At 68.0% G+C, this 11,502-nt stretch carries 7 protein-coding genes; 5 read left to right on the forward strand and 2 right to left on the reverse strand.

Features of this window, described 5'->3' with window-relative positions:
* Positions 1-160: 160 nt before the first annotated feature.
* Positions 161-1,795, forward strand: a complete 1,635-nt coding sequence (gene pgm / locus ABH933_RS15860) for a phosphoglucomutase (alpha-D-glucose-1,6-bisphosphate-dependent) (protein WP_429425267.1) — start codon at positions 161-163, stop codon at positions 1,793-1,795.
* 187 nt (positions 1,796-1,982) lie between these two features.
* Here the strand turns inward: pgm and ABH933_RS15865 are convergent, their stop codons facing one another.
* Entirely contained in the window at positions 1,983-2,654 is a 672-nt protein-coding gene (locus ABH933_RS15865; RefSeq protein ID WP_429425264.1) for a DUF899 domain-containing protein, read from the reverse strand.
* Positions 2,655-3,021: 367 nt separating this feature from the next.
* Here ABH933_RS15865 and ABH933_RS15870 point away from each other — a divergent pair, with 367 nt between their 5' ends.
* The 4 genes from ABH933_RS15870 (at position 3,022) to ABH933_RS15885 (ending at position 10,508) form a co-directional block, all read left to right on the forward strand.
* Positions 3,022-4,221, forward strand: a complete 1,200-nt coding sequence (locus tag ABH933_RS15870) for an MFS transporter (protein WP_429425262.1) — start codon at positions 3,022-3,024, stop codon at positions 4,219-4,221.
* A 403-nt stretch (positions 4,222-4,624) separates the two neighbouring features.
* Positions 4,625-7,426: a P-loop NTPase fold protein gene (locus ABH933_RS15875; protein ID WP_429425260.1), complete on the forward strand. Its 2,802-nt coding sequence runs from the start codon at positions 4,625-4,627 to the stop codon at positions 7,424-7,426.
* 138 nt (positions 7,427-7,564) lie between these two features.
* The gene (locus tag ABH933_RS15880; protein ID WP_429455038.1) at positions 7,565-9,238 is read left to right on the forward strand and encodes a transposase; all 1,674 of its coding nucleotides are present in this window, start codon (positions 7,565-7,567) and stop codon (positions 9,236-9,238) included.
* 529 nt (positions 9,239-9,767) lie between these two features.
* On the forward strand, positions 9,768-10,508 hold the full coding sequence (locus ABH933_RS15885; RefSeq protein WP_429427904.1) for a DsbA family protein: 741 nt from the start codon (positions 9,768-9,770) through the stop codon (positions 10,506-10,508).
* Positions 10,509-11,144: 636 nt separating this feature from the next.
* On the opposite strand, the gene ABH933_RS15890 is transcribed toward ABH933_RS15885, so the two are convergent.
* Positions 11,145-11,498: a hypothetical protein gene (locus ABH933_RS15890; protein WP_429427906.1), complete on the reverse strand. Its 354-nt coding sequence runs from the start codon at positions 11,496-11,498 to the stop codon at positions 11,145-11,147.
* Between the last annotated feature and the right edge of the window lie 4 nt (positions 11,499-11,502).

An 11,502-nucleotide genomic window follows, 5' to 3' on the forward strand; every position in this document is an offset into this window, starting at 1 on the left:
GTCCGGACGCCGGGCGGTTCGATACGGTAGTGGGTCTGGGCGCGACGGCCGGTGTACATGGCGGGGCTCACCCCGGCATCGGCGCACGCCCGGCAGAGCGGGTGTGGCCGTGATCCTGATGACCAGCCGGGCACAGGCAACACGGAAGGGAGGACCCAGCATGGCCCACGATCGAGCCGGACGACCGGCGCGGGCCACCGATCTGGAGGATCTGCCGCATCTGGTGACGGCCTACTACGCCAACATCCCGGATCCCTCGGTGCCCGCGCAGCTGGTCCAGTTCGGAACCTCGGGGCATCGCGGGTCGAGCCTGGATGCCGCCTTCAACGAAGCCCACATCCTGGCCATCACCCAGGCGATCGTGGAATATCGCGCCACCCGCGGCATCACCGGCCCGGTCTATCTGGCCCGCGACACCCACGCCCTGTCCGAGCCCGCCTGGACCACCGCGCTCGAGGTGCTGGCCGCCAACGAGGTCACCGCGATCATCGACGCCCGCGACCGCTACACGCCCACCCCGGCGCTGAGTCACGCCGTGCTGCGCCACAATCGGGGCGGCACCCGGCACCAGGCCGACGGCATCGTGGTCACGCCCTCCCACAATCCGCCCGGCGACGGCGGCTTCAAATACAATCCGCCGCACGGCGGCCCGGCCGACACCGTGGCCACCGACGCCATCGCCGAGCGCGCCAACGAGCTGCTACGCGGCGGTCTGGCCGGGGTCAATCGCACCACCCTGGCACACGCGCTCGCGGGCTCTGTGCGGCGTTACGACTATCTCGACCACTACATCGCCGATCTGCCGAATGTGCTGAACCTGGACGCGATTCGCGGCGCGGGCATCCGGCTGGGCGCGGATCCGATGGGCGGGGCCAGCGTCGACTACTGGGAGGAGATCGGGCAGCGCTACGACCTCGAGCTGGAGGTCGTCAACCCGTTCGTGGACCCGACCTGGCGGTTCATGACCCTGGATTCGGACGGCAAGATCCGCATGGATCCGTCCTCGCGCTACGCCATGGCCTCGCTGGTGGCCATCCGGGACGATTACGACATCTCGACCGGCAACGATGCCGATGCCGATCGGCACGGCATCGTGACACCCGATGCGGGACTGATGAATCCGAACCACTACCTCGCGGTGGCGATCGAATACCTGATCGCGAACCGGATGGGGTGGGATGCCCTGACCAAGATCGGCAAGACCGCGGTGACCTCCGCGATGATCGACCGGGTGGTGGGCGTGCTGGGGCGGCAGGTGCACGAGGTGCCCGTCGGCTTCAAGTGGTTCGTGCCCGGATTATTCAGTGGTTCACTGGCTTTCGGCGGTGAGGAGAGCGCGGGCGCGTCGTTTCTGCGGCACGACGGCACCGTGTGGACCACCGACAAGGACGGCATCCTGCTGGCGCTGCTGGCCGCGGAGATCACCGCGGTCACCGGGCAGAGTCCCTCGGCACGCTACGCCGAGCTCGAAAAGCGTTACGGCTCACCGGCGTACGCGCGCATCGATGCCGCCGCAACCCCGGAGCAGAAGGCGCGCCTGGCGGCCCTGACCCCCGACGACATCGGCGCGACCGAGGTCGCCGGGGAGGAGATCACCGCCATCGCGACCCGCGCCCGCGGCAACGGCGCCGCGCTTGGCGGGGTGAAGGTGAGCACCGAGAACGCCTGGTTCGCCGCACGTCCGTCCGGCACCGAGGACAAATACAAGATCTACGCCGAATCCTTCGAGGGGCCGGAGCATTTGGCGCAGGTGCAGGCCGCCGCGGAAGAGGTGGTCGGGCAGGCGCTGGGGTAGTAGTCGTCACGCTCGCGGGGCTGTTCGCCGAATGTGGCGGCCCCGGTAGCCGTTCCGGTGGTGTGATGCACTGTGCGACTGCCCGAACTTCCCGGTGCCCCGGATCGCCACACTTACCGGGCACTCGAGCCGGGCACTCGGGTGCGGGCCCTGAGCGGTCGGCGCGGGTGGAGGCGGCGGCTGTGGATCAGTATTCGTCGCGTTTGCGGGGCCAGCCCTCGAAGGTCGTTCCGCGGCCCAGGGGAGCGCGGTCCAGCAGTTGCCAGGTGGCGTTCAGGGCGTCGGTTCCGCGGTCGTACGCTGAATACGTGTGGTAGACAACGCCATCCGCAAAGGCAAACGAGCTCAGGGCCATCAGCTCCATCACGTCCAGCATGCCCTGACCGGCCGGGCGGTGGGCAGACGGGGTGTACATCAGCTTGTAGAAATCCTCGTTGAATCCGTTGTCGCCCATGGATACCCAGTCGATGTCCCAGCCGAAGTGCTCCTTGTAGGCGTTCAGGGTGGCCAGCGGTGAGCGGGAGGTCAGGATGAACGTCACGTCGCGATGGGCCAGGTGGGGGACCGCGCCCACGAGGTTGTCGGTCTCGAAGGTGCAGCCGGGGCAGCCCTCGGGGGTCTTCGGGCCGTGCATGAAGTGCCGGATGATCAGCTGGGACCGGCCGTTGAACAGCTCGGCCAGGGATTTCTCACCGGCGTTGGTCTGGAATCGGTACTCCTTGGTGACCGGCACCCACGGTAGCGCCTGGCGCTGCCGGGCCAATTCGTCGGCGCGGCGGGTCAGCTCCTTCTCCTGGGCGCGCAGGTCCTCGTACGCCTTGCGCCAGTCTTCGCGGGTGCCGATGTCATGTGTGGTCATGCTGTGATCCCTTGTTCCGCGGGCGGAGATGTTCTGGAATGGAGACCGGCCAGGTGGGGGAGAATGCATCGGTCCGCCGAGTGCATTCGGGGCCGGCGGCCGCGGCGGGTGGCTCGACCTATTCCATGGTCGGTGATGTGCCGATCCGGATGGGTCGTGCCGGGTGTACGGACGTCCGTGTCGTGGATGTCGCGCTCGGGCCGCGGGTCAACGGGGCGGTGACGACGGAGGCTGAACGGCTTCGGTGGCGGAGCCGTGGATTGGCGTTCGCGCCGGTATGGGCCGATGCGGCGCGGGCGGATAGTTCGGTGTGGGAAGAATATGACGTACGGATGAGGTTGTGGTCGGGCGTGGACGGATGTTGTCGATGAGGAGCGGTAGGGCCGGGCGGCTGCCCGTCGAGATCTGGGTGCTGATCGGGGCGGCGTTCATCATCGCTCTCGGATTCGGGCTGGTGGCCCCGGCGTTGCCGCAGTACGCGCGCAGTTTCGGGGTCGGGGTGGCCGCCGCATCGGCGATCGTCAGCACCTTCGCGCTGATGCGGTTGCTGTTCGCGCCGGTCAGTGGGCGTCTGGTGCAGCGGCTCGGCGAACGCTCGGTGTATCTGGTGGGCCTGCTGGTGGTGGCGCTGTCGACGGGGGCGTGTGCGCTGGCGCAGAGCTATTGGCAGCTCATCGTGCTGCGATCGCTGGGCGGCATCGGGTCGACCATGTTCACGGTGTCCTCGGTGGGATTGGTGATCAGGTTGTCGCCCCCGGGGCAGCGCGGGCGGGTGTCCGGGCTGTGGTCGACGAGCTTTCTCATCGGCTCGCTGCTCGGGCCGCTGCTCGGCGGTGTGCTTGCGCGATTCGGGCTGCGGATGCCGTTCGTGATCTACGCGGTCGCGTTGCTGGTCGCGAGCGCGGTCGTCTACTGGAATCTGCGTGGCTCCCACCTGACCGCGCCCGAGCGCGCCGCGGCGGTGCGCGTGATGACCCTGCGCGAGGCCCTCTCGCACGGCGCCTATCGGGCGGTGCTCTGGTCCAACTTCGCCAACGGCGCGGCCGTGTACGGGGTGCGGATGGCGCTGGTGCCGCTCCTGGTGGTGGAGGCGTTGCACGCCTCGCCCGGCGTGGCCGGGGTGGCACTGACGATGTTCGCGGCGGGCGACATCTCGGTGATGTTCGCCGCCGGCCGGCTCTCGGATCGGCTGGGCCGCAAGCCATTCCTCATCGTCGGCACCCTGGTGTGCGCGGCCGGGACCACCGCCCTCGGTATGTCGCCCAGCGTGCTCTGGCTGCTGGCCCTGTCGTTCGCGGCCGGCATCGGCTCCGGCATGTTCACCCCCGCCCAGCAGGCCGTCCTGGCCGACGTGATCGGTCCCGACGCGCGCGGCGGCCCGGTGCTGGCCGGCTTCCAGATGGCGGCCGACCTGGGCACGGTCCTGGGCCCGGTGGTGGTCGGCGCGATCGCCCAGCGGGTGTCGTTCGGCTTCGCCCTCGGGGTGACCGGGGCGCTGCTGGTACTGGCGGCGGGGGGCTGGGCGGTGGCGCCGGAGACGTTACGGCGGCGGGCGGTCGCCGCGTAGGTGTTCGGGGCCGGTATAGCCCGTGTTGATCGGTCCCGGGGTACATGTTGTCGGGCGCCCGCGCTGTCACCCGTGAGCCCCGCGCGATCGACCAGGACCGGCTCGCGATGTCGTTCGCGCAATGGTTCGACCCGGCCCGTAGCTACGGCTGGGGTGCAGCACCTGCTGTGCCAACGTGCAACGGCCGGAACGGTTCATGGGCGTCTCTCGGTAATCGCCAGCGTGACACGATAATTCGCGGTCGTGCTGTCTTCGCGCCGCGCCCGTCGCCGGAGGGTGTGTTGTAGACTCCCGGCAACGAGACCGGGGCCGGATCCGGCGCCATCCATGGGGGAGAGTCATGCAACGTATCCGAGTTCGATCGATTCTCCGTGCTAGCTGTTGCGCCGGTGCGTGATTCGCGATGACGATGTCGGACTCCGCCTCGACGACCAAGCTCGGCACACTCGACGGCATCGGCTACTCGCTGGCGCAGACGAACCGGCCGTGGACGCTGGACGTCGATGCGATGGTGGTGTCGGTGGGGTCGAGCCTGGGTCAGCTCGGCGAGGCGCTGCGAGCCGAACTCTACGACAGGGCGTGGGACGCGGTCGATTTCGACACCATCACCCCGCGACGGCCGCTCGTACTGGCGTTGCCCACCGCCGACCGACCGGATGTGGTTCTCACCCATGCGATCCTGGTCGCGCCCCGGGAATACAACGACGGCCACCCCGAGACCACGGACCTGTCGCTGCTCAGCGCCACCCGCAGCGCACTCGACGCGGCCGTGGCAATCGGCGCGCGCCGGATCGCGATACCCCTCCTCGCCGCCGGTGCGTTGACCGAACCGGCCCGGAGGGTGGCCCGTATCCTCGTCCCCGCCGCCATCCAGACGATGCGGCAGCACTCCTCGCTCGTCGTGGAAGAGCTGGCCTTCCTGTGCCGGGAGGACAAGACCGCCGAGGTCATCACGAAAGAATATGCCCGGACGGCCGCCGCTCCGACCTCGTCGTTCGATCCCGAACTGGCGGGCGGCATCTCGCGAGATCTCGTCGATACGAACGAGGGCATACCGCTGGCACAGGATCGGCTCGATGTCGCGCCGTATGTGGGGATGCTCGCGACCGTGATCGCGGACCGGAGCACACCGCTGCCTCTGTCGGTCGGGCTGTTCGGCGAATGGGGTTCGGGCAAGAGCTATTTCATGGCGATGCTGCGTGACCAGATTCGGATGCTGGCCGAGTCCGGAGATTCGCGATACTGCCACGAGGTCGTGCACATCGGTTTCAATGCCTGGCATTACGCGGACAGTAATCTGTGGGCCAGCCTCGGCGACGAGATCTTCCGTCAGCTCGCCGGTGCCGAGGCGGAATCGCGCCCACGCGCCGAACTGATTCGGGCCGATATGGCCGGGCGCCTCCATCAGTACCACCAGCTCGAGAGTCGCAAGAACCACGCTCGCGAAACCGCAGCCCGCTTACAGACCGAGGTGGACCAGGCCGTCGCAGAACGGGCAACCTCGGCGAGGAACCTGCTTGCGGCAGTGCGTAATTCGCCGACCTATCGCGACACGATCTCGAGTATGTGGCGCACGCTCGGGATCGACGACGCTACGAAGCAGGCCGAACTGCTTGCCGACCAACTGCAGGGTAGCGCGAGCGAGGCGGCGACGCTCACTCGGGCGGCGACGACCAAGATCGGCCGGCTTTCGCTGGCGGCGGCCGTCGCGGTGCTCGGGCTCGGCGTTTTGGTCCCGGTGCTGGTGGCCGGGATCAAGGACCACGCCGCGTTGGGTGTCGGGCTCTCGGCCACCGTCACCGGTCTCGGCGGCCTGACCTATCTGCTGGCCCGGATGCGTGCCGGCCTGCAGCGGCTGCGCACGGTCGGGGAGGAGCTGCGCGGCGAGCTGACCAAGGCGGCCGAGAACTCGGTCAACCGCGAGTTGGCCGACAAGCTGCGGAGCCTGCGTGCGGCCGAGGCCGATGAGCGGGTCGCGCAGGCGCAACTCGATGATGTCATGGCCCATGTCGGTGAGCTCGGCCGCGAACTCGCCGAGCTGGAACCGGGGCGGCGGCTGTACTCCTTCCTGGCCGCGCGGGCCCAGGGGGACTCGTACACCGGACAGCTCGGCCTCATCTCCACCATTCGCAAGGACCTGCAGCAGCTGGTCGACCTCATGGCCGAGTGGCGCGCCGATCCCGATCCGGATTCGTCCCGGAGGCCGATCGATCGGATCGTGCTCTATATCGACGATCTCGATCGGTGCTCGCCGGACCAGATCGTCGATGTGCTGCAGGCGGTGCATCTGCTGCTGGCCTTCGATCTGTTCGTCGTTGTCGTCGGGGTCGACCCGGGCTGGCTGCTGCGATCGCTGCGCGGCCGGTATGCGGAACTGCTCCGCGATGGTGACATCGATGCCGACGGCGGCCAGTGGCGGACGCCGCAGGACTACATTCAGAAGATCCTCAACATTCCCCTGGTGCTACCGCGGATGGACAGCACCGGTCTCGCCAACCTCCTGCAGGGGCTCGCCGAACCAGCCGGGTCGGCCGCCGATTCCTCAGCCCCGCAAGGTCTTTCGCTGCCGCCGACATCGCCGGTCCCGCCCGTGGAATCGGCCGACCGACCGGCCGGCGTGATCCTGATCGAAGCGGGTTCCCAGGTCGACGACATCGAGCGTCCGGTCGAGCCCGAAACCGAGCGCGCCCTTGCCCTCACCAAACCCGAATTGGCTCTGCTCGGCGCGTTGGACTGTTTCATCGAGACGCCGCGTGATGCCAAGCGCCTTCTCAACCTGTACCGCATGGTGCGAGCCACGCGCTCGCTGTCTCCGGTCTCCCGTTTTCTCGGACTCGACGGCCGGCCCGGCGAGTTCGAGGCCGTGGTGATCATTCTCGCCCTGTCGACCGCCCGTTCGGGTCTGGCCGGCGCGATACTGGACGCCCCACCGAATCCGCACTCGCCCGCCGCCGGCGGACTGGCCCATCGGGTGCCGAGCACCGACTGGAGCATATTCGTTGCGGATGTCGCCCCGCTGCGCTCGGAGAGCGGATGGGCGAATCAGATCGTCGGACCGATACCGGATGCTCAAGTGCCGCAGTGGAATCGGATTCATCTCGGCCTGAGTCGGGTGTCCCGGGTGACCACGTTGCCGGATCTGTCGGATCTGCTGATCTGGTTGCCGAAATTGCGGCGCTTCTCCTATACATTGAACTCCTATTGAATTACCGCACCGATTTGCTTCTGTGACAACGGATTTCCACTATGGCGCAGCTAATTGCAGTGCGTGCCCGGGGGAAGGGTGACTAGGTGAGTGGTGTTTTTCGTGCGGTGAGGGGCTGGTCTCGAGCAGAATGATCCGGTGACGTTGGGGCGTGTGCCGAGTCAGGGTGATCTGCTGCGGTCGACGGTGGAGTTCTGTGCGGGCCGGGTGGCGGAGAACTCGATTTATGCTGTGCTGCATCGGGAATGCGTCCGGTTGTTCCCGGATGAGATGTTCGCCGACCTGTTCACCGAGGTCGGGCGGCGCAGCGTGCCGCCGATGATCGTGGCGGTGGTGATGGCGTTGCAACGCATCGAGGGCCTGTCGGACCGGGAAGCGGTGGACCGGTTCGCCTTCGACGCCCGCTGGAAGTACGCCGCCGGTGGCCTGGATTTCGACTACCCGGGATTCGTGCACACAGTGCTGGTGGACATGCGCGCGAGGCTGGCTCGTTCGGACCGTCCGGACCGCATCTTCGATGCGGTGCTCGCGGTGGCGCGCGAGGCCGGGCTGGTGGGCCGGCGCCGGGTGCTGGACTCGACCCCGTTGTATGACGCGGTGGCCACGATGGACACCATCACCTTGGTCCGGTCGGCGATCCGGGGGCTGCTCGCGGTGGCCGGCGCCGAGCTGGCCGCGGTGTTGCGGGCGCAGGTGGGAAGCGGTGACGACTACGCCAGCGCGGCGAAGCCGGGCATCGATTGGGACGATGAGGGCGCCCGCGCGGAGTTGATCGATTCCCGTGCCCGCGACGGGAATGGCGATGCTGGCCGTGTTGGAGGGGCGCGAGGTCGGCGAGCAACTCGGCAAGGCCGTGGCACTGCTGGCCACCGTGCTCGGTCAGGACATCGCCGCTGGCGACGAGGGAACATTCGTGATTGTGCGGGGCACCGCGCCCGACCGGGTGATCTCGGTCGTCGATCCCGAAACCCGCCACGGGCACAAGAGTCGGCGCGCGGGTTCGACGGCTACAAAGGCCATATCGCCATCGATCCCGACAGCGAGATCATCACCGCCACCACGGTCACCGCCGGCAATGCCGGAGATGCCGACCCGGCCGCCGGACTGCTCACCGACATCCTGCCCTCCGAAGCCGAAGCCGAAGCCGAAGCCGAAGCCGAAGCCGAAGCCGAAGCCGAAGCCGAAGCCGAAGCCGAAGCCGAAGCCGAAGCCGAAGCCGAAGCCGAGGGCGGGGACGAGGACGCTGCCGCGGTGTTCGCCGATTCCGCCTACGGGGCCGGTGAGTTGCTGAAACGGTTGGACGACAATGGAATTCACAACGGAGTGAAGGTGCAGCCCTCGCCGTCGGTGAAGGGACATTTCTCCAAGGACCGGTTCAGGATCGATCTCGATACCCGGACGGTGACCTGCCCGGCCGGGGCCACCGCGACGATCGCTGCCCGCACCGGCCGCCACACCGGCACCGCCCATTTCGGTGCTGTCTGCGCCGAGTGCCCGCTGCGCGCGCAGTGCACCACGGCGGCCGGTGGGCGCACGATCACCATCGGCGCCTTCGAGAACTACCTGGTCGCCGGTCGCGAACGACAACACGACCCGATCTGGAAGGCCGGCTATCGCACCACCCGACCCAAGGTGGAACGCAAGATCGGGCATCTGATGCGCCGCCGTCACGGCGGCCGACGCGCCCGCATGCGCGGCCGGAGGAAAGTCGGTGCCGACTTCAGCATGCTCGCCGCAGCGGTCAACCTGGCCCGCCTTGCCGTTCTCGGACTCACCCACACCACCACCGGCTGGGCCACCGGCCCCGCCTGAGAGCGCCGGCCAGCCGGCGCCCTCAGGCCAAATCATCACGGGCACAACCGGAAACACCCCAGTAATCAACACCGCCGGCAGGCCGCGCCAGCCAGACCTCACCGACCAACACCACCGCACCGGCCGTCAGATGCCCGTTCGACACCAGCCACCTAGTCCGGCCGCCATGCAACGACGCAAGATGCTTGTATCACTGATGATTTCGACCGGAGTGCTGTGCGCGGCCACCGGCAACGCGCAGGCTGATACGGGCGCTCGCCCGTCTTCTTCGCAGTTGACACTGCCGCAGTTTCTGCAGGCCTGCCACACTCCGACCACGGGCGTCGGTGCGATGGTCCCGCAAACCTTCCAGAACCGCTGTTGGACGGGGTCTGCTTCGCCGTCGCCCGGGCGGTGCTCGGTTTGGCGACGATCAGTGCCGCGAGCGGCAGCGTGATCCCGATTCCCTGATTCCTACGTCGGATGCCGAGCGAGTCCGGTGGGCACGGCGGGTTCCCGTGGCCCATCGGGCTTTGGCAGAGTGTTGGCCGTGAACTCCTCCGGATCGAAGTATCAGCCGCGACCGATGTCCAGCCGCACCACCTTCCTGCTGGGTGGGGTTGCGCTAGTGGTGATCGTGCTGATCGTGGTGTACCTCGTGCACTCGAACAGTGGCGGTGCGCTGAAGGTCCAGGACGACGGGTACGGCGCGGCGCACGATCCGGCCGTGAGTGCGCTGCTGGATTCCGACGGCGCGATCGTGCTCGGAAAGCCGAACGCGGCCAAGACGATCGATGTGTACGAGGATCCGATGTGCCCGGCGTGCGGATCGCTCGAACACTATTACGGGCAGCAGATCTCCAAGGAGGTCGACGCCGGCAAGCTCGCGGTGCGGTACCGGATGGTGAACTTCCTGGACCCGAAGTCGGGCACCAAGGACTACTCCACGCGCGCCATCGCCGCCATCGACTGCGTCGCCGCCGACGGTGACGGCCCGGCGTTCTCGAAGTTCCACCTGGCGCTGTTCACCACCAAGCAGCCCAGCGAGGAGAACGGCGGCAGCCTCAGCAACGACGAGCTGGCCGCGATCGCCAAGGATGCCGGTGTATCCGCCGATGTGCAGCAGTGCATCGCAAAGGGGGATCGGGTCGACGAGGCCCGCGATCACGCGCAGGCCGCGCTGGCCGGGCTGAAGACGGCCGTCGGCCAGGTTGAGACGCCGACCGTGCTCGACGGGGGCAAGAACGTGGACGTGAACAATCAGAACTGGGTAACCAAGCTCGCGGGGTAGGCGTACCTCCATTCGCTCCGGCCGTGCGCGGTCTGTGAATGGTTTCGCTGGCAGCGCTTGCTGGCGTAACCTCCGCATTTGCTCCGGACGTGCGCGGTTCGCGCACGGCTTTGCCGACAGCGACCAGCATGCGTACCTCTGCAATGCGCTGCGGCTGTGCGCCGTCTGCGGGCGGCTTCGCCAGTAGCGCTCATGCGGCGTAGCTCTGCATGCGCTCCGGCCGTCCGTGGTCTGCGGCCGCTTCGCCGGTAGCGCCTGCTGGCGTACCTCCGCATTCGCTGCGGCCGTGCGCGGTTCGTGCACGGCTTCGTCGGCAGCGCCCAGCATGCGTACCTCTGCTTACGCTCCGGCTTTGCGTGGTCGGTGGGCGGCTTCGCCAGTAGCGCTCATGCGGCGTAGCTCTGCATGCGCTCCGGCCGTGCGCGGTCGATGGACAGCTCCGCTGACAGCGCCTATCCGGCGTGCCTCTGCATTCGCACGATAGCGCGAAGTATGCAGCGGCCTCACCGGCCGCGCCCATGCGGGGCTGGTCGCCCGGACGGCATCCCCAGCTGTCCGGGCGACGGTCCGCGGGCATCCATGGCCGCGGTGCTTTACGTCGCGGCCGCATATCGCGGGCGCGGTCTCTTTGTCCCCTCAGGGTTCCTCGTCGATCAGGGCCTCGTAGATGCGGTTGCGCGCATCGGCGATCGCGTTGATGGTCTCGCGCAGCTGCCCGGCCATGGCCGCGTACTCGAATCCCGGTGGGGTCCGGTCGAGTTCGACCTCGAGCCGCCGATGGAGCCTTTCGAGGGCCGCGATGCGGTCGCGTTCGACGGCGACGTCGATGACGGTCGGTGCGGGCGGACGGTCGGCGTGCTCCATTGTGCTCGTTGCCCTCGTGATCCGGATCTCGTTCTGCCGGAACGACAGTGGCTGGGTCGGCCCGGTGTGACGGGCATAGAGGCGAGGGCCGGGCGTGCGGTCGATATCCGGTTGCAGCAGGACCATGAAT

The sequence above is a fragment of the Nocardia sp. GP40 genome, from assembly GCF_050434125.1.
Taxonomy (GTDB): Bacteria; Actinomycetota; Actinomycetes; order Mycobacteriales; family Mycobacteriaceae; genus Nocardia; species Nocardia albiluteola.